At 47.3% G+C, this 22,399-nt stretch carries 20 protein-coding genes and 3 tRNA genes; 1 reads left to right on the top strand and 22 read right to left on the bottom strand.

The features are described 5' to 3' along the window. Nucleotides 1-184: 184 nt before the first annotated feature. The 17 genes from JJQ88_RS18975 to JJQ88_RS18895 all read right to left on the bottom strand — a co-directional run bounded on the left by JJQ88_RS18975 (nt 185) and on the right by JJQ88_RS18895 (nt 16,708). Nucleotides 185-1,660: a peptidoglycan DD-metalloendopeptidase family protein gene (locus JJQ88_RS18975; protein ID WP_210367607.1), complete on the bottom strand. Its 1,476-nt coding sequence runs from the start codon at nt 1,658-1,660 to the stop codon at nt 185-187. A 391-nt stretch (nt 1,661-2,051) separates the two neighbouring features. Continuing rightward, a tRNA-Phe gene (locus JJQ88_RS18970) sits at nt 2,052-2,124 on the bottom strand. 34 nt (nt 2,125-2,158) lie between these two features. After that, nucleotides 2,159-2,230 (bottom strand) — tRNA-Glu (locus tag JJQ88_RS18965). Nucleotides 2,231-2,245: 15 nt separating this feature from the next. Then, nucleotides 2,246-2,321, bottom strand: a tRNA-Lys gene (locus JJQ88_RS18960). A 909-nt stretch (nt 2,322-3,230) separates the two neighbouring features. Then, a complete protein-coding gene (locus tag JJQ88_RS18955) occupies nt 3,231-4,520 on the bottom strand; it encodes an adenylosuccinate synthase (RefSeq protein WP_210367606.1) in 1,290 nt (429 codons plus the stop codon). A gap of 217 nt (nt 4,521-4,737) precedes the next feature. Beyond that, nucleotides 4,738-6,102 carry a replicative DNA helicase gene (dnaB, locus tag JJQ88_RS18950; protein ID WP_210367605.1) on the bottom strand — a complete coding sequence of 455 codons (1,365 nt, stop codon included), beginning with the start codon at nt 6,100-6,102 and terminating at the stop codon, nt 4,738-4,740. Nucleotides 6,103-6,321: 219 nt separating this feature from the next. Next, a complete protein-coding gene (rplI, locus tag JJQ88_RS18945; RefSeq protein WP_210367604.1) occupies nt 6,322-6,771 on the bottom strand; it encodes a 50S ribosomal protein L9 in 450 nt (149 codons plus the stop codon). Beyond that, complete coding sequence (locus JJQ88_RS18940; RefSeq protein WP_210367603.1) at nt 6,768-8,744, bottom strand: DHH family phosphoesterase; 1,977 nt, start codon at nt 8,742-8,744, stop codon at nt 6,768-6,770. Before JJQ88_RS18940 ends, rplI begins: the two co-directional genes overlap by 4 nt. A gap of 30 nt (nt 8,745-8,774) precedes the next feature. Further along, on the bottom strand, nt 8,775-9,713 hold the full coding sequence (locus tag JJQ88_RS18935) for a YybS family protein (protein WP_210367602.1): 939 nt from the start codon (nt 9,711-9,713) through the stop codon (nt 8,775-8,777). A 303-nt stretch (nt 9,714-10,016) separates the two neighbouring features. Beyond that, nucleotides 10,017-10,253, bottom strand: coding sequence for a 30S ribosomal protein S18 (gene rpsR, locus JJQ88_RS18930; RefSeq protein ID WP_210367619.1), 237 nt, complete (start codon nt 10,251-10,253; stop codon nt 10,017-10,019). A gap of 53 nt (nt 10,254-10,306) precedes the next feature. After that, on the bottom strand, nt 10,307-10,795 hold the full coding sequence (gene ssb, locus JJQ88_RS18925) for a single-stranded DNA-binding protein (RefSeq protein WP_210367601.1): 489 nt from the start codon (nt 10,793-10,795) through the stop codon (nt 10,307-10,309). Nucleotides 10,796-10,862: 67 nt separating this feature from the next. Then, nucleotides 10,863-11,150: a 30S ribosomal protein S6 gene (gene rpsF / locus JJQ88_RS18920; protein WP_210367600.1), complete on the bottom strand. Its 288-nt coding sequence runs from the start codon at nt 11,148-11,150 to the stop codon at nt 10,863-10,865. A 437-nt stretch (nt 11,151-11,587) separates the two neighbouring features. After that, complete coding sequence (locus JJQ88_RS18915) at nt 11,588-12,106, bottom strand: phosphatase PAP2 family protein (protein WP_210367599.1); 519 nt, start codon at nt 12,104-12,106, stop codon at nt 11,588-11,590. Between the two features lie 135 nt (nt 12,107-12,241). Further along, a complete protein-coding gene (gene ychF / locus JJQ88_RS18910) occupies nt 12,242-13,342 on the bottom strand; it encodes a redox-regulated ATPase YchF (RefSeq protein WP_210367598.1) in 1,101 nt (366 codons plus the stop codon). Between the two features lie 170 nt (nt 13,343-13,512). Further along, nucleotides 13,513-15,513, bottom strand: a complete 2,001-nt coding sequence (locus JJQ88_RS18905; protein ID WP_210367597.1) for a molybdopterin-dependent oxidoreductase — start codon at nt 15,511-15,513, stop codon at nt 13,513-13,515. A 72-nt stretch (nt 15,514-15,585) separates the two neighbouring features. Next, complete coding sequence (locus JJQ88_RS18900) at nt 15,586-15,780, bottom strand: DUF951 domain-containing protein (protein ID WP_481748320.1); 195 nt, start codon at nt 15,778-15,780, stop codon at nt 15,586-15,588. A 13-nt stretch (nt 15,781-15,793) separates the two neighbouring features. Beyond that, entirely contained in the window at nt 15,794-16,708 is a 915-nt protein-coding gene (locus tag JJQ88_RS18895; protein WP_210367595.1) for a mechanosensitive ion channel family protein, read from the bottom strand. 243 nt (nt 16,709-16,951) lie between these two features. Between JJQ88_RS18895 and yyaC the strand changes: the two genes are divergently transcribed. Next, nucleotides 16,952-17,584: a spore protease YyaC gene (yyaC, locus tag JJQ88_RS18890; protein ID WP_210367594.1), complete on the top strand. Its 633-nt coding sequence runs from the start codon at nt 16,952-16,954 to the stop codon at nt 17,582-17,584. Between the two features lie 84 nt (nt 17,585-17,668). Here the strand turns inward: yyaC and JJQ88_RS18885 are convergent, their stop codons facing one another. The 5 genes from JJQ88_RS18885 to rsmG all read right to left on the bottom strand — a co-directional run bounded on the left by JJQ88_RS18885 (nt 17,669) and on the right by rsmG (nt 22,395). Then, nucleotides 17,669-18,379, bottom strand: coding sequence for a DUF554 domain-containing protein (locus JJQ88_RS18885; protein ID WP_210367593.1), 711 nt, complete (start codon nt 18,377-18,379; stop codon nt 17,669-17,671). Between the two features lie 251 nt (nt 18,380-18,630). Next, on the bottom strand, nt 18,631-19,476 hold the full coding sequence (locus JJQ88_RS18880; protein ID WP_210367592.1) for a ParB/RepB/Spo0J family partition protein: 846 nt from the start codon (nt 19,474-19,476) through the stop codon (nt 18,631-18,633). Next, nucleotides 19,469-20,230 (bottom strand): ParA family protein, encoded by a 762-nt coding sequence (locus JJQ88_RS18875; RefSeq protein WP_210367618.1) that lies wholly within the window; start codon nt 20,228-20,230, stop codon nt 19,469-19,471. Before JJQ88_RS18875 ends, JJQ88_RS18880 begins: the two co-directional genes overlap by 8 nt. A 279-nt stretch (nt 20,231-20,509) precedes the next feature. Beyond that, complete coding sequence (gene noc, locus JJQ88_RS18870; protein WP_210367617.1) at nt 20,510-21,382, bottom strand: nucleoid occlusion protein; 873 nt, start codon at nt 21,380-21,382, stop codon at nt 20,510-20,512. Nucleotides 21,383-21,678: 296 nt separating this feature from the next. After that, on the bottom strand, nt 21,679-22,395 hold the full coding sequence (gene rsmG / locus JJQ88_RS18865; protein ID WP_210367591.1) for a 16S rRNA (guanine(527)-N(7))-methyltransferase RsmG: 717 nt from the start codon (nt 22,393-22,395) through the stop codon (nt 21,679-21,681). Nucleotides 22,396-22,399: the final 4 nt, after the last annotated feature.

Raw genomic sequence — 22,399 nt, 5'->3', positions numbered from 1 at the left:
TGTCTATTTTCAATGCTATCTTATCTATTTTACTGTATATCGGCAAAAAACGAAATTCATCCGTTGCCATTCCTGCGATTCTTCTCTTCCAATTGTACCAATCCACCCCTTGAAAAGAAAATCCAACCTGCCATAAAAGAAAAAAGTCCCTAGATTGCTAGAGACTTAGTTCAGGATTAATTTATTATCGAAGTTTCGTCAATGGATCGATCAGTTTGCCGTTTTGGTAGACTTCAAAGTGAAGGTGGACTCCTGTTGAATCGCCTGTACGTCCCATGACGCCGATTTTGGAGCCTCCCTGCACAGTCTGGCCGGCACTTACTGATATGGACGCAAGGTGTGCATACACCGTGCGGTATCCATTCCTGTGGTCGATGACGACTTTGTTGCCATAGCCGCCATCATAGCCTGCAGATACGACGACTCCGTTATCCGCTGCCTTGATTGTATGGTTACTTGGCCTCGCAATGTCGATTCCTTTATGCATTTTTCCCCAGCGGTAGCCCATCTTGCTGGATATATAGCCTCCGGATGCAGGCCAAACAAAGCTTCCGTCTCCGCGGGAAGGAATGACCTTCGTGCCCTTCACAGTGATTTCATCAACCGGCTCCTGAAGCACTTCTGTTTTGATCGCTTCTTTTTTGGTTACCTGGCCGTTTTTCTCGGATGTCGTATAGACGACACCTTTCACGCCGTTCTTGCCTTCCTGCTTTTTCTTCGTCTCGCCTTTAGGCATGGAAGAATCCTTGACGACTTCTTTCTTGAAGGCCATATCTTCCTTCACGTATGCCTGGCGTTCCACGATGACTTCGACAAAAGGCTTAAGGACGGTTACATTCAGCTCTGTCCCCGGCTTCAAAACAGCATCCTCTTTTAAATTGCCATTCAAGGAAAGCAGTTCCTGAAGCTTCAGGTTATGGGAATTTGCAATGCTTCCAAGGACATCGCCATCTTTTACTTTGTATTTCTTCTCTTCCAACGTACCTTTCTTAAGCAGTTTGATTGCTTCTTCAACGGATAAAACTTGCTTTGGATCAACTTTTTCAGAGGAATATGAAACATTCTCCGATAGTCGTACGTCTAATATGCGAGTTTCATTTTCTTTCAGTTCGGGTATTGGAAGATTAGGAGATTTCTTTCTGTTCTCCACATCAGCTAATTCTTTTTCTGAAACATATTCAAGCATCAGCTTTTTGATGACTTCCCTGGATGCGGCTTCATCCTTCAGGTAAGCTACAGGCTGATTGCCAATCACGATAGCGGCTGCTTCCGCCTGGACATCCATCTCGCTATTGAGCTGTTCCAGCACTTTTCCTGAATCCGTTTTTGCTGCAGAGCGGAAAACTTGCTCAGGAACAAAAGACACATCAAGGCCAAGGTCCACGTTCAGGTCCTTATGCTCGTTCTTGACGGCTGCAAGCTTTTCGTCCAATAGCTTTTCAACTTCTGTCTTATCAGCCACGGTTCCTACAAAGTCATCTTCTAAATATACATAATATACGGTTGTCAAGTCAGACTCGCCTGCATGTGCAGCTCCCTCTGCTGAAAAGGACAAGGCTGCCACTGTCAATGCAGCAATGAATGACTTTTTGATTGCCGGTTTGTACTCTCTTGTTGTTTTGCCCGTTAGATTGGACAGCTTCTGTTTTAAACTCTTCATTCTGATCCTCCTAAACCAGGTCAAACACAATTGTAAAAATATAGTACTATTTAACCACGATAAGAAAAAACGTACTTCTATACTTTACCATAAAATGATTTAGTGAGAATACGAGTATTCATTATGTAACAAAAATGTATAATAGCTGACATTTTATTACGATTAATGTAAAACAATTGGTAATATACCATCACCAAAAGTCCCCTTTTTTTAATTGGAAATAAGCCAAAAACCCAGGTATATTCAGGTTATTCTCCTACTTTTGGAGCATAATACCTGAACTTTTTTTATTTTACACCATTGTCGAATGATGAATAGTGAAATTATCAGTGAGATTACAAAAAGATTACAAAAAAAGGAACATGTCCTTTCGACACGCTCCCTTTTTTAATGGCTCAGGACGGAATCGAACCGCCGACACAAGGATTTTCAGTCCTTTGCTCTACCGACTGAGCTACTGAGCCGTATTAATACGGAAATTCAAAATCTATATGTAAGTGACCCCTACGGGATTCGAACCCGTGTTACCGCCGTGAAAGGGCGGTGTCTTAACCGCTTGACCAAGGGGCCTGATTATGATGGAAATGGTGAGCCATGAAGGACTCGAACCTTCGACCCTCTGATTAAAAGTCAGATGCTCTACCGACTGAGCTAATGGCTCTCGATATTATTTAATATTAGCTTGGGCTCCACAGCTTTTTTTTTGCTTTTCGCTTCTACGATGCTCGAAAGACCTTACGGTCTTCCTCGCAGATTGCCAGGGAAGGATCCTCAGAGAAGTGAACAATCTGCTCTACCGACTGAGCTAATGGCTCTCGATATTATTTAATACTTAGCTTGGACTCCACAGCTTTTTTTTGCTTTTCGCTTCTACGATGCTCGAAAGACCTTACGGTCTTCCTCGCAGATTGCCAGGGAAGAATCCTCAGAGAAGTGAGCAATCTGCTCTACCGACTGAGCTAATGGCTCTCGATATTATTTAATATTAGCTTGGACTCCACAGCTTTTTTTGCTTTTCGCATCTGCTCTGCCTGTTTAATTTGCACTGACTATCGCTGTTTCTATGAATCTGGAATGTAATTCATTCTGCTCAGCTCGTAGTTGACACCCCTGCCTCAGGAAGCCTATCCAAGATGCATCTCGGCAGGTGTGCTGAAGCTTCTCAGGGAGCATATTCGATCGTGCTCTGCCGACTGAGCTAATGGCTCATTTTTATGATTCGTGGAACATTCCATATCATAATTTGTCGAATTGGTGACAACGTTGTTTATATTAACATAATAAATTGCTATTTGTACATCCTTTTTTCAATTTTTTTAGTTTTTTATTCTTTTCTTGCTGGAATTGTGGGTCGTCCGGTGGTTCCCTTACAATATGTGGGAGGATTGTGGGTTCCAATTTTTTTATCTATCGAGTAAATGGAAGCCAGCCGAAGGGATTCCGCAGGAATTTGTCGAAATATCGCAAACTGGAAATTTTCAACGGTTTTCCCCCATCCGGAGCCTGATCATTCCATCTAAAAACCCCCGCCAAACTCACTGTTGGCGGGGGTTTTTTATCTTGCTTACTATCAGGATCTCCATGGGCTGCGGACGACATTTGTTTGCGTGCGGTCAGGTCCGACAGAGAAAATGGATAACGGGATGCCTGTCAGCTGGGATACGCGCTCGAGATAGTGCCTTGCGTTCTCTGGAAGCTCATCCAGTGATTTGCAGCCTGTGATGTCTTCTGTCCAGCCTGGCAGTTCTTCATATACCGGTTCGCATTCTGCAAGAATCTTGAGGCTGGCCGGGAACTCTTCCATGACTTTTCCATTATGGCGATACGCGACACAAATTTTCAACGTTTCAATACCAGTCAAAACATCAATCGAGTTCAATGAAAGGTCGGTGATTCCGCTGACACGGCGCGCATGGCGGACGACAACGCTGTCAAACCAGCCGACACGGCGCGGACGCCCTGTTGTCGTGCCATATTCCCGGCCGACTTCGCGGATTTGATCGCCAGTTTCATTGTTAAGCTCTGTCGGGAATGGACCATCGCCGACACGTGTGGTATAAGCCTTGCAAACGCCGACGATATGGGTGATTTTCGTTGGCCCTACCCCTGAACCGATTGTCACACCGCCGGCAACTGGGTTGGAGGAAGTGACAAATGGATATGTACCCTGGTCGATATCGAGCATGACTCCCTGTGCTCCCTCAAACAGCACGCGGCGTCCTTCGTCAAGCGCATCATTCAGGACAACTGAAGTATCCTGGACATATTCCTTGATCTGCTGTCCGTACCCATAATATTCATCGAGAATATCTTCGATTTTGAAGCCTTCGGTTTCATAGATTCGCTCAAGCAGGCGGTTTTTTTCCTCAAGATTGCGGGCGAGCTTCTCCTCGAATACTTCACGGTCAAGCAGGTCGGCGATGCGGATGCCGATCCGCGCTGCCTTGTCCATGTAAGCAGGGCCGATCCCTTTTTTCGTCGTGCCGATCTTATTCGCTCCCTTGCTTGCTTCTTCGACTTCATCGAGCTTCAGGTGGTAAGGAAGGATGACATGGGCGCGATTGCTGATCCGCAGGTTATCCGTCGATATGCCTTTGTCATGAAGGTAAGCAAGTTCTTTGACGAGCGCTTTTGGATCCACAACCATGCCGTTGCCGATCACGCTGATTTTATCCTTATAAAAAATTCCGGATGGAATCAAATGCAGTTTATATGTTTCACCATTGAACTTGATAGTGTGGCCAGCGTTATTCCCACCCTGGTAACGGGCGATGACCTCCGCATTTTCTGATAGGAAATCGGTGATCTTTCCTTTTCCTTCATCTCCCCATTGTGTTCCAACTACGACTACTGATGACATATAAAAATGCACCTCCAAAGGTATCCGTTTGATTTTTCCGTTTTGAACATATAAAGCTTACCAGTATTTCAGGTGGAAAGTCAATAAAACACGAACATTTAATATCAATTTAATATATTCGTTCGTAAAAAATAAGAGCATCTTCCTGCATTTCCGGATAAAAATTCCTGGAATTTTTATCAAAAAAAAGGATTAATCCATCCTGGATTAATCCTCATTATGCCCCTGGCGGCACGGATGATGCATCGTAGCGCTGCTCAAGGTTCACGAACTTATTATATTCCTTCACAAACGCGAGCTGGACCGTTCCTACCGGGCCGTTACGCTGTTTTGCGATGATGATTTCGATGATGTTCTTGTTTTCGGATTCTTTGTCGTAATAGTCATCACGGTACAGGAATGCGACAATGTCAGCATCCTGCTCGATGCTACCGGATTCACGGATATCTGACATCATTGGCCGTTTGTCCTGCCGCTGCTCGACACCACGGGAGAGCTGCGACAGAGCGATGACCGGCACTTCAAGTTCACGCGCCAGCTGCTTCAGGGAACGGGAAATTTCGGAAACTTCCTGCTGGCGGTTTTCACCGGCTCGGCCGCTCCCGAGGATGAGCTGCAGATAGTCGATCAGGATCATTCCCAGGCCGCGCTCCTGTTTCAAACGCCGGCACTTTGAGCGGATGTCAGTGATCCGGACACCAGGTGTATCATCGATGTAAATTCCCGCGTTGGATAGGCTCCCCATGGCCATGGTAAGCTTTCCCCAGTCCTCATCTGTCAGGGACCCTGTACGGAGCCTCTGGGCATCGATGTTCCCTTCCGCACAAAGGATACGCATGACGAGCTGCTCAGCTCCCATCTCGAGACTGAAGATCGCGACATTTTCTCCTGTTTTCTTCGCGACATTTTGGGCTATGTTCAACGCGAAAGCTGTTTTACCAACGGAAGGACGGGCACCGACAATGATCAGGTCGTTTCGCTGGAAGCCGGCTGTCATTCTGTCCAGCTCTGTGAAACCTGTCTCGAGGCCAGTGATATCCCCTTTGCGGTTATGCATTTCTTCGATGTTATCGTAAGTCCTTACCAGTACATCTTTTATATCATGGAACGCTCCTGCATTCTTGCGCTGGGCAACCTCCATGATGCTCTTTTCTGCTTCGCTGAGAAGGGTTTCCACTTCATCCTCGCGCATGTAGCCATCTTCGACAATGCCCGAAGCTGTACGGATCAGCCTTCTGAGCAAAGACTTCTCTTCTACGATTCTAGCATAATATTCTATGTTCGCTGCAGTAGGGACGGATGCAGCCAATTCACTCAAATAGCTTACGCCGCCAACATCCTCGATCAGCTTGGATGATGCCAGCTCCTCCGCCACCGTTACCAGGTCGATTGCTTTTCCGCTGTCATTCAATTCGAGCATGACATTGAAGATTTTTTGGTGCGCCGCACGGTAAAAATCTTCAGGGATCAAAATTTCCGAAGCAAGAGTCAAAGCCGATGGTTCAAAAAAAATCGCACCTAGCACGGCCTGTTCCGCTTCGGTATTCTGAGGCGGAAGTCTGTCCGCATATAACTCACTCATCTGCCTGCCCCCTTACAATGGTATCTCTCTTTTTCACTAGCGCCCGGTTCATTGTTTCCGCAGACGGCTGCCTATGCCTCACCGTTTCCGCGGGAGCGTTCCCTTATTTGGCGCTGATTCGCCTTCGCCTTAACTGAAAAAAAGTGACCAGCTATGACCGATCACCATTTTCCTTAACTATATTAGTTTATCATGTTTATGACTAGATGGAACTTTAATTTATTTTCCTTCTTTTACATGCACATTCAAAGTGGCCTGGACGTCCTTATGGAGCTTGACAGGCACCTTTGTATAACCAAGGGAACGGATGGCGTCTTCAAGCTCGATTTTTCTCTTGTCAAGCTTGATTCCATGCCCTTTCTGGAGTTCTTCGGCAATTTGCTTGCTTGTGATCGAGCCGAACAGCCTGCCGTCTTCCCCTGACTTGGCAGTGAGCTCGACAGTGGTCTTCTCAAGTGTTTCTTTAAGCTTTTTCGCCTGCTCCAATTCTTCTGCTGCCAGCTTCTCTTCTTTTTTCTGCTGGGCTTTCAAGGAGCTTAATGCGCTCTGGCTCGCTTCGACAGCCAGGCCTTGCTTGATCAGGAAGTTATGTGCATAGCCATCCGCCACATTTTTGACCTCGCCTTTTTTGCCTTTGCCTTTGACATCTTTCAAGAAAATGACTTTCATTCCTTTTGTCCCCCTTCTAAGTATTCATCGATGGCGTTTCTCAGCATGTCCTCGGCCTCATCCAAAGACACGTCGTATAATTGGGTGGCGGCATTGGTCAGGTGCCCTCCACCTTCTAAATGCTCCATGATGACCTGGACATTCACTTCGCCAAGAGACCTTGCGCTGATCCCGATGGAGTCATCGGGCTTTTTCGAAATGACGAATGCTGCCGCGACTCCATCCATCGTCAGCAAGGTATCAGCTGCCTGAGCAATCAGCACCTGGTCGCATTCGATATCTTCTTTCCCTTTCGAAATGACGATGCCATTCCGGTATAAATAAACATTCTCAATGATTTTTGCTCTTTTCAGATACGTATCGATGTCTTCCTTCAGGAATTTCTGGACAAGGACGGTATCAGCGCCGTGGCTGCGCAAGTAGGATGCAGCATCGAATGTCCGCGACCCGGTCCGTAATGTGAAGCTTTTCGTATCGACGATGATGCCCGCGAGCAAGGCGGTCGCTTCGAGCATCTGGAGCTTGCTGTTGTTCTTCGGCTGGTATTCGAGCAGTTCCGTGACGAGCTCCGCTGTCGACGAGGCATACGGCTCCATATAGACAAGCAGAGGGTTCTTGATGAAATCCTCGCTTCTCCGATGGTGGTCGATGACGACGACATTGTCGATCCGGTTCAGCAGCCGCTCATCAATGACGAGCGATGGTTTATGTGTATCGACAACGACCAGCAATGTGTCGTCCGTAGCAATTTCATAGGCCTGTTCTGATGAGATGAACCTGGAATACAGTTCTTCATTTTGTTTGATTTCTTTCATCAAACGATAAACGCTGGTATCGATCTCATTCTTATTGAAAATAATGTATCCTTCACGCTTATTCATTTGTGCGACCTTCAAAATGCCGATTGCAGCCCCAATTGAATCCATGTCCGGATGTTTGTGGCCCATGATCAGCACCTTGTCGCTCCGAAGGACGAGTTCCTTCAGGGCATGTGAAATGACTCGCGCTCTCACCCTTGTCCGTTTTTCGACCGGGTTCGTCTTTCCACCATAGAACTTTACTTTTCCATTCGGCTGCCTGATCGCCACCTGGTCGCCTCCCCGCCCTAATGCAAGGTCAAGGCTGGATTGTGCCAGCGTGCCAAGCTCAGGAAGCGATGCCGACCCTGTACCGACACCGATGCTAAGGGTGAGCGGCACATTCTGCTTCGAGGTTGTCTCCCTTACTTCATCCAGGATCGAAAACTTCCCTTTTTCCAGCTGATGGAGGATCCGCTCACTGAACACGGCAATGAATCTTTCTGAGGACACACGCTTGAAAAATACACCATTATTCGTTGCCCATTTATTCAGGATCGAGGTCACCAGGCTATTCAAGCTGCTTTTCGTCTGGTCATCCATCCCCTGGGTCAAATCTTCATAGTTATCAAGGTAAATGATTGAAATGACGGTTCTTTCGTCATGGTACATCTTTTCGATTTCCGCTTGTTCGGTCACGTCGAAAAAGTAGAGAAGCCGCTCTTCCGGTTTATGGATGACCCTGAATTTGCGGTCATGCAGGGAGACGATTTCCGTTTCAACCTCTTGCTTGATCAATGGCACCACAGAATCCGCCACATCATACAGAGACCTTCCTACAAGGGTGTCTTCCTGGAAGCAGGATGCGATGAATGGATTTGTCCACTCGATATAATATTCATCATTGATCAGCATGATCCCGATTGGCATTTCCATCAGCGCTTCTTCGCCGACTTTTTTTACCCGGTAGGACAAGGTGGAGATATACGCTTCCATCTCTTGCTTTATCTTGTGGTTCACTTGAAAAATAAGATATATCAACAGGCCAGTGAGAATGAATCCTGCTGCCCCCGCGATCCAGTTATAGTAGGACAGGAATCCAATAAGCACCAGTGTAACGGCCATTAATCCATATAGTGGATAACGTATTTGCCGCCTCTCTAAATAAGAAGGCATGTGCTCAGCTCCTAAAGCAGTTATTTCTGGTTACTTCTCTTCAAGACGTTTTCTCAAATCGAATCCTAAATCAATTATACCTAATATCCTTACGATGGAAAGCATATATGGAAGCAGGAACAGAAGGACAACTACTATGATTGGCAGAGCTTTAGGGTATTTTTTTGCATGGGTAATATAAAAGATGAACGATATCCCCTGGACCACCATCAGCGCCTGAAGGATGAAGGACAGATTCACCAGTGCCCAGAACCAATACGTTCCCTCTTCAGGCCTCATGATCATCAAGGCCAGCATCGTAAATAAATAATACCATAAAACACTTTTTGGCAGGACCAGTTCCCTGAATGGCTTCCATTTAGGAGTCTCGATGCCGAAACGTTTCAAAAACGGAAAAGAGACTAATTGGATCAAAAATACCGCAAAGAACGATATCATGACAAAAAAGCTTGGCACCAGGGTCTCCAGCATTCCGAACGCTTCACGGAACTGCTTGATATAGTTTTCATCCGGAGCCTGTCCCAACCCTTTCAAGATTTCGAGGGATTTTTCAAACGAGGCACGCATCATCTCAAATGTTTCCTGGATGAAATTCATGTTAAAAAGCGCAACGGACACTGCATAGACCACTACCAGATTAATGAGAAAAGCTGCGCCCCCTGCCGCAGTTATGCTAATCCTGCTTTTTTCTTCCCGGATCATCACTCCCATCACTGCACCTGAAATGCCATATGTGAGCGCAAGCGGGATAGCGAATATCGACCCAAGAATCATTGAGAGGAGGATGGCTGCGACGGTAAAAACTGCTGTGCTTTTCCAGTCATATTTCGCGCCGAACAACAAAAATGGCAGCGCCAGGAACAGATTCAGCACGGAACCGAGAATTGGGACATAGAGCGTGATGAGCAGCAGGACAGCGAATATCGCCAGCAGGATGGCTCCTTGTGTTAGTTTGTATGTATTTTTCATATTACACCTCTTCATGCGTAAAGCACAGCGCCTTCAAAGTCATGGCGCCGGAGCTAGACGGTAATCCGGTTCCTGAAAGTAAAAATAACCGATAACCATTATTTTAGCCACAATGGACTCGACAATCAACCGAAGTGCAATCTTCTGCATAAAGGAAACCCGCCGATTGGCTTTACCGGAGTCAGGCCATGGGGCAGTCAGCATAAGGAGGGGTTCAGCTATTGGGAAAATCAATCGCTGCAGGGCTTCCTAATGAAAATTAAAAGGCAGCGGGTAACACCCGCTGCCTTCTATGTCCGAACATTATTCGCCTGAAACGTATGGCAGTAATGCCATTTGACGAGAACGTTTGATTGCAACTGTCAATTTACGCTGATATTTAGCGCTGGTTCCAGTTACACGACGTGGTAAAATCTTACCGCGCTCAGAGATGAATTTTTTGAGCAAATCCACATCTTTGTAGTCGATGTGAGTGATTCCGTTCGCTGTGAAATAGCAAACTTTGCGGCGCTTCGCGCGTCCGCCTCTGCGTCCACCCATTGCCATGGTCATTTCCCTCCTTGCTGTGCTTTATCTAATCGTCCGAGTCGATATTAGAATGGAAGATCATCATCTGAAATGTCGATCTGGCCGCCACCTGCAAATGGATCTTCATCTACTTTTGTATAGCCTGTATTTTGGCGTTGATTCTGATTCTGATTCCCAAACGGGGAGCTTTGATCAGTCTGGCGGGAATAGCTGCTATCCCTGTCTGAAGTTTGACCCTTTGGTTCAAGGAACTGAACATTCTCAGCCAGAACTTCTGTAACGTATACACGCTTACCATCTTGTCCCTCATAATTTCGGGTCTGGATGCGTCCGTCAACACCTGCTAGGCTGCCTTTCTTCAGGAAGTTGGCAACATTTTCAGCTTGGCGTCGCCATACCACACAGTTAATGAAATCAGCTTCCCTCTCACCTTGCTGGTTGGTAAACGTACGGTTTACGGCAAGAGTGAAAGTCGCAACAGCGACTCCATTCGGTGTGAAGCGCAATTCAGGATCCTTAGTCAAACGGCCGACTAGAATGACACGATTCATCATCAGAATCAACTCCTTCCCTCCAGCCCTGTTCCACGTGGAACGTAAGCTGAAAGTTTATGTCTAATTTTTATTCTTCTTCTTTAATAACGATGTGGCGAATGATATCTTCGCTGATCTTGGCAAGGCGGGAAAACTCCTCAACTGCCGCTGGTTCAGCATTCACCTTAAGAAGCTGGTAGTAGCCATCGCGGAAATCATTGATTTCGTAAGCAAGACGGCGCTTGCCCCAGTCTTTAGTCTCTGCAATTTCCGCACCGTTTTCTGTCAAAATTCCACTGAAACGCTCAATAAGAGCCTTTTTAGCTTCATCTTCAATATTTGGGCGGATGATGTACATAACTTCGTACTTTCTCATCACTGTCACCTCCTTCTGGTCTAAACGGCCCTAATGAAAGGGCAAGGAATAATTATTCATTACTCACAAGGTAAAATTATATCATACACTTTTTTCAAAAGCAATGGCTTTTCAAACGGTTGACATATAGTGTCCCATATACAAACCCGATATCTAAATACTAACATATGTTCGCCTTTTTTGGAACAAAAAAATCATCGCCTTAAGATCGCGATGAAGCTTGTCTCTTTTCTTCCAATCACTTATACAAGGCCTCTGTTTCCGTGCAGCCGGCGGCTATCCGGACGGGAGTCTTCTTTCCGTTCTTTCAACCATTTTCAGACGCTCCATCCGGATCTATCGTAAGACAAACAATTTGTGATTTACCCTATCCCGGTACTGGAAATCGTGCCGGCAGCGGGGAATCCAAATGGGGTAAATGCGGATAGAATAGCTGCTTAAAATAATGAACTTACCATAACAGCCGCCAGCATACCTAGAATGGCGCCTGCTGCTACATCGCTCGGGTAATGGACACCGAGGACCACTCGTGAAAAAGCGACGAGGAAGGCCACAGGCAGCAAGGCTGGCGCGAGGAAGGGAAAGAAATAAATATAGGTGGACACTAACGAAAAAATTGCGGTTGCATGTCCAGACGGGAAGGAGTGGTCCTTAAACCGGTACCCGTGGACTTTTGCTTCGGGCAAGGCAAGATATGGACGGATACGCCTGACCATTTTTTTGATTGCGGCCATGATCAAATGGCTGATGACGAGGGAAAGTGTAGCCGCGACTGCCACTTCCCGCCACGAAAGTGGGGCAAAGAACAAGAAGGCTGCCTGAATGCCGACGGTCACCCTTGAACCGCCAAGATGGGTGATCCACTTGAAAAAGTGGACAAGGCTGGCTGGCCAGCGATTGCAAAAATAATACCAGGATTCATCGTATTTGGTAATCCAGAGCTTCGTCCGTTCCATGAACATCCTCCTTTTATCAGCTTCTTCTTTCCTATCGTAAATCAACTTTATTTGCCGCAGATGAAGCATGCGTTAAGGAAGTGTTAATTTTCCCACTGAAAAAAACCCTGCAGGGAAAACTGCAGGGCTGTTGAATCATACATTAAAACGGAAGTGGATGATATCTCCGTCTTTTACTTCATAGTCTTTTCCTTCAAGGCGTACTTTGCCTGCTTCCTTCGCGGCTGTCATGGAGCCAGCAGCAAGCAGATCATCGTAATGGACAGTTTCAGCGCGGATGAAGCCGCGTTCGAAGTCGGAATGGATGATCCCAGCACATTGAGGGGCCTTCATGCCCTGGCGGAAAGTCCATGCCCGGACTTCCTGGACACCAGCGGTGAAATAAGTCGCCAGTCCAAGAAGACTGTATGCCGCGCGGATCAATTGATCCAACCCGGATTCTTCGATTCCTAGCTCTTCGAGGAACATTTCTTTCTCTTCGCCTTCAAGCTCCGCGATTTCTTCCTCTATTTTCGCGCAAACGACGATGACTTCCGCATTATCCGTTTCCGCGAATTCGCGGACCTTCTGGACATATTCATTGCTGCTTGGATCGGCAACATCCTCTTCGCCGACATTCGCAACGTAAAGCATCGGCTTGATTGTCAGCAAATGCATTTGCTTGACGACCTTCATCTCTTCATCCGTGAATTCAACCGCCCGAGCTGGCTTTTCCGCTTCAAACGCCTCGCGGAGCCGGATCAGGATCGGCAATTCGAAGGAAGCCTCCTTGTCCTTTTGCTTGGCAAGCTTTTCGACACGGCCGATTCTTTTTTCGACCGATTCAAGGTCGGCAAGGATCAATTCCAGGTTGATGACTTCAATATCGGCTACAGGGTCTACTTTTCCTGCAACGTGAGTGATGTTCTCATCAGCGAAGCAGCGCACCACCTGGCAGATCGCGTCTACCTGGCGGATATGGGAAAGGAACTTGTTCCCGAGCCCCTCCCCTTTGCTTGCTCCTTTTACAATCCCGGCGATATCAGTAAATTCGAAAGCTGTCGGCACCGTTTTCTTCGGCTGGACAAGCTCAGTCAATTTTGTTAAACGGTGGTCGGGAACCTCAACGATTCCGACGTTTGGGTCGATTGTGCAGAACGGATAGTTCGCAGACTCCGCCCCTGCCTGTGTGATCGCATTGAACAAAGTCGATTTCCCAACGTTCGGAAGACCGACAATACCTGCTGTTAAAGCCATCCATGTCACTCCTCAATTTATTAAAAATGTATCTATGCAAGCTGGAATCATTCTATATTTTAAAACGATTTTGCCTCCCACAATTATAGAGATTCGCCGCTGAAAAGACAAGCCCGGTTCTTGACCTCAAACAAGCAAAGCCGCGCCCTTTAGAGAAGCGCGGCTGCCTGCTATTCCGTTTCCACTTTTTCAATATCCACAAGGCAGTCATAGAGAGTGCTGCCGAGTCCGTTATCCGATACCCTGCTTGAGGTCAGCTGGTTGACGGACCCGCCGAACCTTGCGCTCAGGCCCTCATCGATATTGATGGTCCCTGGATGGGCATTTTTCAGGACAGAGATATACCCTTTGATTTCACCCCTGTCATTCCACACCCGTACCTGCTCTCCGTTTCTCAAGTCTTTTTCCCGAGCCACGCTTTCAGCGATTTCGACTTTCACATAAGGAGTCTGGCTGAACAGCTGATAATGCTGCGAGTGATTGGAACGCAACGGATGGATCGAGAGCAATGAATAAGGATATTTCCTTGCCAGCTCCGGATTGGTCCATTTCGTTTCATCGGGCAACGACAGCTTGATCGCTCCATCCGCTGTCTTCGAAGAAGTGAATTCGAATTTGCTGCTTGGCGTTTTGAAGCTTCTGTCGCTCCACGGGATTTTGTCGACAGGCAGCTCCATGAATTTTTCCGTCCGCAGTTTTTCAAGCGTAATGCCCTTTTCTTCCAGGGATGACAACCCCATTTCCAGGAATTCCTCGCGGCTGTGTGAAAATTCTTCGCCAAAACCCAGCCGTTTAGCCAGCTGGGCCCAGATCCAGGAATCCGGCTTCGCTTCTCCCGGCGGTTCAACAAGCTTAGGCCCGTGATTCACATAATGATGGTACATCGATGAATAATATACATCTTCGACTTCAAAAACAGCTGCAGACGGTAGCACATAATCCGCGAGCAATGCCGTGTCCGTTATATATTGATCGATGACGACAACCGTCTCAAGCGCCGAAAAAGCGGCCTTGGCCTTGTTCGTATCCGGTATCTGGGTCAGCGGGTTGCCACAGGTGACAATTGCCATTTTGATTTCCGGATCGATTGCAGATAAAATTCCTTCCGCCTGCTGCATCATCGTGAAGGAACGATAGGACTTCTTTTGTGAAGGCATGCCAAGAACGCCATAATTGAAGCTTTGCCCAACCTGCCTGTTCGCATAGTTGGCGCCGCCGCCGGGAATGCCGATATTGCCGCTGACCGCCACCAGGGCATCGATCAGCCTGATTGTATTGCCGCCGTTCCGGTAGCGCTGCATCCCAAGCCCGATGATGCTTGATACAGGTCGGTCAGCGTACACATGGGCCAGATGAGTGATTGTTTCGGCCGGAACCTCAGTTACTTCACTGATATATTGCAGTGAAACGCCATCTAGCAGTGCTTTCAAATCATCGAAGCCGACTGTATGGTCCGTTAAAAATCCCTGATCCTGCAGCCCAAGGCGCAGCATTTCTTTCATGACGCCAGCAGCCAGGAGGCCATCGAATCCCGGCTTGATAGAGATATACTCATCCGCCAGCTTCGCGGTCGCGTTGAAAATTGGATCGATGACATAGATTTTTGTGCCGTTCTTCTTAACAGATTGCAGCTTTTGGTAGAGATGCATGTTCGTCCGGGCGGCATTCCTGCCCCAGATTACGACATGCCTGCTGTTGGCAAGGTCCTCAGGGGCATGGCTATATGCATCCCCGAAATCCCAGCTTTGCGCCTCGATTCCCGAACCCCAGCAAATCGAACCCGTCAATTCGGTCACGCCGCCATACAGATTGAAGAAACGGCTGTCCAAATTCGACAGCAGGCCGCTGTTGGCATAGTCATGGCTATGCAGTATAGAAGTCGTTCCGTAAGTTTTTTTATAATAGGATAGCCTTTCAGCTATTTCATCGAGTGCCTGGCCCCACGGGATCGGATGGAACCCATCCGCCTCTTTTTTCAAGGGATGCAGGAGCCGTTCCGGGGAATTCGCACGCTTTTCAAGCATCCGCCCGCGGCCGCAAATCTTCCCCTGTGTAACCGGGTGGTCGGGATTCCCCTCGACTTTCGCTACCTTTCCAGCCTCAACGGTGACAACGAAACCGCAGCTATCCCAGCAATTTAATGGACATGCTGAATGGTGCACTGGTGCCACTTCCACATCCCCCCTAAAAATCTCTATCTTGAAACTAGGATAATACAATCAGGCAAAAAAAAGAAGCAGGATTTATTCTTCCTGCCTTGATAAAACCTTCTTCACTTTCCTCGTGAATTCTTTCCGCGGGATCAAAACACTATGCTGGCAGCCCTCACATTTGATTCGGATATCCATGCCTAGGCGGATGATTCTCCACTTATTCGTGCCGCAAGGATGTGGTTTTTTCATTTCGACAACATCATTCAGTTGGAATTCGTGTTCCAATTGCAACCCCCCTTTATTTTCCTAATTCTTTTTGCTGCCCGCCTTCTTGCCTGGAGTACATGACCATCCTTGGGAATGGGATTTCAATGCCATGTTCATCAAGGATAAGCTTGATGTCCTTGCGCAGCTGCCGTCCGATATACCAATGCTTCATCGGCAACGTTTCGGCGACGATCCTGAGGATGACCTCCGAGGCGGCGAATTGCTGGACACCCAGCAGCTCAGGTGCCTTCACAAGCTCTTCATACTTGGCAGGCGTCGTTTCCAAATACTCCTGAAGCACCTTTTCCGCGTATTGGATATCCCCTTCATAGGCGATTCCGATATCAAGCACTGCCACACTGTTATACAATGAGTAGTTCGTGACTTCAACGATGCTTCCGTTCGGCAGGATGTTGATTTCCCCCGTGAAACTCTTGATCTTTGTCGTACGCAGCCCGATTTCCTCGACCGTCCCTTCGAATTGGCCGATCCTGACATAGTCGCCAACCGAGAATTGATCTTCAAAGATGATGAAGAAACCGGTGATCACATCCTTGACAAGGCTTTGGGCCCCGAATCCGACAGCCAGACCGACAATTCCCGCGCCAGCCAGCATCGCCTGGACATTGATCGTTAGCACCGAAAGGATCATCACAATAGCAATGAAATAAATAACGTAGGAAAGGACATTTTGAAGCAGCTTAATAAGCGTAGCTTCCCTCCGGTCTGAGATCCTCAGCGGATATTTTGTCCTCATTTTGAAAAAGTTGCTGATTGCCAGCTTCCCGATCCGGATCAGGATCCCTGAGACAATCAGGATGAGCACGATCTTGAGGATGCTTTCCGCGACGTTAAACCATAATTGTTCACTCATCAATTTTTCGGTCAATGTATTCAGAAAGGTTGTTGTTTCCTTGATGCTTTCACTTTTCTCCAGTACGCTCATAATTACACCTGCCCGAGATAAATTAAAACACAATCATTTTAACAAGTTTTATAATGATATTAAAGAAATAGTGCCCACAACTGTCAACCATTCTGGTTTCGCTTTTATATTTCCCTGTTAGACTCGCGCCAATTAATCCCGTTCCGCCTTCATGCGCTTGTTTAAATCTTTCTGTTAACAGGTATGTATAGATTACAATGATTCTCCGTATACTGATAGTACGAATTTTAAGGAGTGGATCCAATGAATCTCAAAAACCATTTTTTTGACCGAAGGGGCAATGTGGCAAGAATCAATCATGAGGATGCACAGGCATCCGAGAAGCTGGCAAACGAAATCATCGAGCTTCTGCCTGGATTCACCACGCGCCCGATTGTTTTTGTTTGCATTGGAACCGACCGCTCCACAGGTGATTCATTGGGTCCTCTGATTGGCACCTTGCTTGAGGAAAAGGACATCGCCCCTTTTTATGTGTATGGAACGCTTGATGATCCGATCCACGCTGTCAATATGGAAGAAAGACTCTCCGAAATAAAACAGAAGCATATCAATCCATTCATCATCGGCATCGATGCCTGCCTTGGGCGGCTGAAAAGCGTCGGATCCATCCAGGTAGGCAATGGCCCCGTGAAGCCAGGCGCAGGAGTGAATAAACAGCTCCCGGAAATCGGCCATATGCATATCACCGGGATCGTCAATGTGAGCGGCTTCATGGAGTTTTTTGTATTGCAGAACACCAGGCTTAATCTCGTCCTGAAAATGGCCAGGACGATTGCGAATGGGATATCCGAGAGCAGCCTGAAATTCCCGAAGCAGCATGAATGGCCAAAATTGAGCTGGGATCTCGATACTGAGCGGCCAACCGTTGCCGAATAACAAAAAGGAAGGATGTCTTCATTGACCCTTCCTTTTCTTCTTGTTGCGTCTCTCTCTAACTTGTCTGGCCATGGCGCTTCTAAATCAACTTCCAATAAAAAAATGGGAAATGGTCACAAGGATGCCCGTGACGAGGATACCCGGAAGCAGATTAGCCACCCTGATCTTTGTCAGGCCAATCATATTCAGGCCAATCGCAAAAATCATCACACCGCCGGTTGCGGTCAGCTCCAGGATGAAGCTATCCATCAATGCCTGGGGCACAAGCCTGTCAATTTGTGTTGCGAACAAGGCGATCGTTCCCTGGTAGAGCATGACAGGAACGGCTGAAAACAGGACACCAATCCCTAGCGTAGTAGTAAGGATTAACGCCGTGAATCCATCGATAATGGCTTTCGTATACAGGACATCATGATCGCCGCGAATCCCGCTATCCAGCGCACCGATGACTGCCATCGCACCGATGACGAAAATCAGCGTCGCTGTCACGAACCCCTGGGAAATGCTTCCTTTCCCCTTCGAACCAATCCTGCGTTCCAGCCATTCACCCGCGGCATTCAGACGATCTTCCAGCTTCATCGCTTCCCCGATGACCGCCCCGATCACAAGGCTGAGGATGACAATGAGGAAATTGGCGCTTTTGAATCCCATCTGCAGGCCGAGCACCATGACAGACAATCCAATCCCATTCATGACAGTCACTTTCATATTTTCGGGAATCCTGTGCAAAAGCACGCCAAGGAATGTCCCGACTATGATCAATAAGCCATTTACAATTGTGCCAAGCAGAAACATTTTGTTCACCCTGTCGTTCCATTTATTTTGATGCACGAAAGATCCATTCTTTATAGGTTTCCGCTTTAGCGCCCGTTTTTGGTCGGACCGCCAGACCCTCCCTGTCCCGGAACGCCGGATTTTTCCACATGACCGGATATTCCAGGCATTACTGGCAGCCATCATGAAGCCATCTGGTTCCATTTTCGGAAGGGGGCTGCGTGGTATGAACGAAAAAAAAGTTTTAAAAAGAAGCTATCCAGCCTGATAGCTTAAGAGTGTTGCTGATCGAGAAGTTCAAGGATTCTCTCGAGATCATCCTTTGAGAAGAACTCGATTTCAATCTTTCCTTTATTTTTCGTTTGCTTGATATTGACCGTTGTTCCGAACCTTTCCCGCAGTGAGGATTCACGTTCCCTGATGAAAATATCCTTTGTCGGCTTGTCTTTCTTTGTTTCACGTGGAACAACCTCGTTCATCTGCTGGATCAGCTGTTCAAGCTGGCGGACGTTCATGCCTTCTTTCATGATTTTTTCAACGACAAGCGGAAGCTTGTCTTTTTTTCTCAAGCCGAGCAGCGCCCGACCATGTCCCATTGAAATCTTTCCGTCGGAAATCAGCTGCTGGATTTGCGGAGGCAAGGACAGCAGCCTGATATGATTGGCCAGGTGCGGCCTGCTCTTGCCCAGCCTTTTTGCCAGTTCTTCCTGGGTAAGCTTCAGCTTGTCCATCAGTGTCTGGTAGGCTACTCCTTCTTCGATTGGGTTGAGGTCTTCCCTCTGCAGATTTTCAAGTACGGCAAGCTCCATCATCTGCTGTTCGTCCAGTTCGCGGACAACAGCCGGGATTTTCTCAAGCTTTGCCTCTTTCGCTGCCCGGAAACGTCTTTCGCCAACGACGATTTCATAGCCTTTGATCGTCTTCCTGACGATGATTGGCTGAAGGATGCCGTGTTCGATGATCGACTGCTTCAATTCTTCTATCGCTTCGGGCTGAAAGACTTTTCGTGGCTGGTAAGGATTCGGCCTGATATGCTTGACATTGATTTCCTGGACCTTCTCTTCTTTTTCGATTTCTTTGAAAAAAGCATTCAATCCTTTTCCTAGGCCTTTAGCCATTTGCAACCACTTCCTTTGCAAGTTCTAAATAAACCTCGGCCCCTCGGGATTTCGGGTCATAAATGATAATCGGTTCCCCGTGGCTCGGAGCTTCGCTTAATCTGATGTTCCGCGGGATGACAGTCTTGTACACCTTATCCTGGAAGTATTTCTTCACTTCCTCAATGACCTGGATCCCTAAATTGGTCCGTGCATCCAGCATCGTCAGCAACACGCCTTCGATTTTCAAATCCTGGTTCAGATGCTTCTGCACCAAACGGACCGTGTTGAGGAGCTGGCTCAACCCTTCGAGCGCATAGTACTCGCACTGGACCGGAATGATAACAGCATCCGAAGCAGTCAGGGCATTCAGTGTCAATAAGCCAAGGGATGGCGGGCAATCGACCAAAATATAATCGAAATCCCCTTTCACTTCCTCCAATGCCCGTTTGAGCCGCACTTCGCGTGAGATTGTCGGCACAAGCTCAATCTCCGCTCCGGCAAGCTGGATTGTTGCGGGAATGACATACAGGTTTTCTACAGTTGTCGGATGGACCACTGTCCTGGCTTCCACATCATCAACAAGCACATCATAAATGCAATGCTCCACATCCGCTTTTTCGATCCCGACTCCACTTGTCGCATTTCCTTGTGGATCTATATCTACCATCAATACTTTTTTTCCTATGTAAGCAAGGCACGCGCCCAGATTCACCGAGGTAGTCGTCTTGCCGACCCCTCCTTTTTGGTTCGCAATCGCAATAATCCTTCCCACTTTTCCACCTACTTTCGAAACCATCGATCGCTTTCCAAACCATTAAGCTTCTGCGGCTTTCCATTCAGAAAACGGCAAAAAAGCAATCATGTATCCTATTTTATCATGAAATAATAACGTTGATAGAATTTTTCTGAAAAAGACATATTCCGTAACATTCGTTTGTTTTTTGCAAAAAAACCTGTATCCATAGGCTGTCAACCCGCTCCCAAGAATGGCGGCAGATCTCTTGATTAAATGAAAAAAGCGGGGAACGGCATGTCCCCCACTCTGCTTCCATCATGATTTCTTTTTTGGAATGCGAATCGTGAATTGATAAAATTCCTCAAATTCCTCTTCTTCCGAATCAAGCTTGATGCCGCTGTCCGACACCATCGAAAGGGACTGGCGGATGGTATTGACTGCAATCCTCATGTCCTTGCTGAATGCCTTGCGCTTAGGCTTTGGTTTTTCTTCTCCCTGGTTTAAAAGCTTGACGACCCGTTCCTCCGTCTGCTTGACATTGAGTGATTTTTCAATAATCTCTCCCAGGACCAGGACCTGGAGTTGTGGATCCTTGAGCGGGATCAACGCACGCGCATGGCGTTCGGAAATCTCCTTATTCAACAGCGCTTCCTGGACTTCCTGCGGGAGTTTAAGAAGTCTTAGCTTGTTGGCAACAGTTGATTGCCCTTTTCCCAGTCTTTGTGCCAAAGCTTCCTGGGTAAGATCATGAATTTCCAGCAATTTCCCATAAGCCATTGCCTCTTCGATTGGCGATAATTCTTCCCGCTGAAGATTCTCAATCAAGGCAACGGATGCTGTTTCTGAATCCGACAGATTCTTGATGATCGCGGGAACCTCTTCCCACTCAAGCTTCTTCATTGCCCGCCAGCGCCGCTCCCCGGCAATGATTTCATACTTGTCCTGCTCGAATTCACGGACAACGATTGGCTGGATCACGCCATGTATGTGAATGGTACGGGCCAATTCTTCAATTTTTTCATCATCAAAAATAGTTCTCGGCTGGTATCTATTTGGAATAATTTGGTCAATTGGAATCTTTTTGATTTCTTCGTTCTCCACGTCGTCGATATTCTCAACCGTTTTTTCCGCATCGGTCCGTTCTTCCTTTTCCCCTAGGCCAAAAAAGCGCGAAAGAGAAGGCTTCATCACCCTACACCACCTTTATGAACTCCCTATTACATATTCTCTATAAAAATGACAAGTTCCTGCCTATTGACTCTATTATAAACTAAATTCAAGATTCAAAATAGGACAAAACAAGCGCAAGCACCCCGGCAGGCTAGGATCTTTCCCTTTGGGAATGCCCGGGCACTGGAGCGCTTTTTCCGAATCCATTACCGTGTCGGATGGGAATCCGCTCCCTTCCCGCAATCCAGCAGCCCATGGAAGAAAGCAATTCCTATTACCTTTCGTCATGCCCAACTAGTTTCTAAAATAACAGTTTATTCGATCGGTGTTTTGTTCGGAGTACCTGGCTTCCTTGGATATTGTTTAGGGGTTGGCTTTTGCTTCTTGATGAGCAGGATGTTTCGTTCGCTTTCTTCCACCGGAAGGGTGAAAGAATGGACGGACTCAAGCTTTCCGCCGAGAACCTTGATCGCCTTTTCCCCAGATTGCAGTTCTTCGCCTGCCTGATTGCCCTTCATGGCGATGAATGTACCGCCAACCTTCACAAGCGGCAGGCAAAGCTCGCTAAGCACCGACATTCTTGCAACCGCGCGTGCCATGACGACATCATACTTTTCCCGGTGTGCGGGATTCTTTCCGAACGTCTCAGCACGGTCATGGATGAAGGCGGTCTGTTCAAGGCCAAGTTCCTTTGACAGCTGCTCCAGGAAAGTGATTCGCTTGTTCAGTGAATCAACGATCGATACTTTGATTTCCGGAAAGGCAATTTTCAGCGGAATGCTTGGAAATCCCGCCCCCGCCCCAACATCGCACAAATTGAGCGGCTTATTGAAATCGAAATAAAAGGCCGCCGAAACTGAATCATAAAAATGCTTCAAATACACTTCTGGTTTTTCAGTAATGGCCGTCAGATTCATTTTTTCATTCCACTCGACGAGCAGTTGATAGTATGTTTCATATTGCTCCATTTGCTGCCGAGAAAGGGAAATCCCCTTTTCGGCGAGCAATGCTTTAAATTGGTCTGTGTTCATAAGC

The sequence above is a fragment of the Bacillus sp. REN3 genome, from assembly GCF_017912555.1.
Lineage (GTDB): Bacteria > Bacillota > Bacilli > Bacillales > Cytobacillaceae > Mesobacillus.
This window is presented reverse-complemented; position numbering and strand designations above follow the sequence as displayed.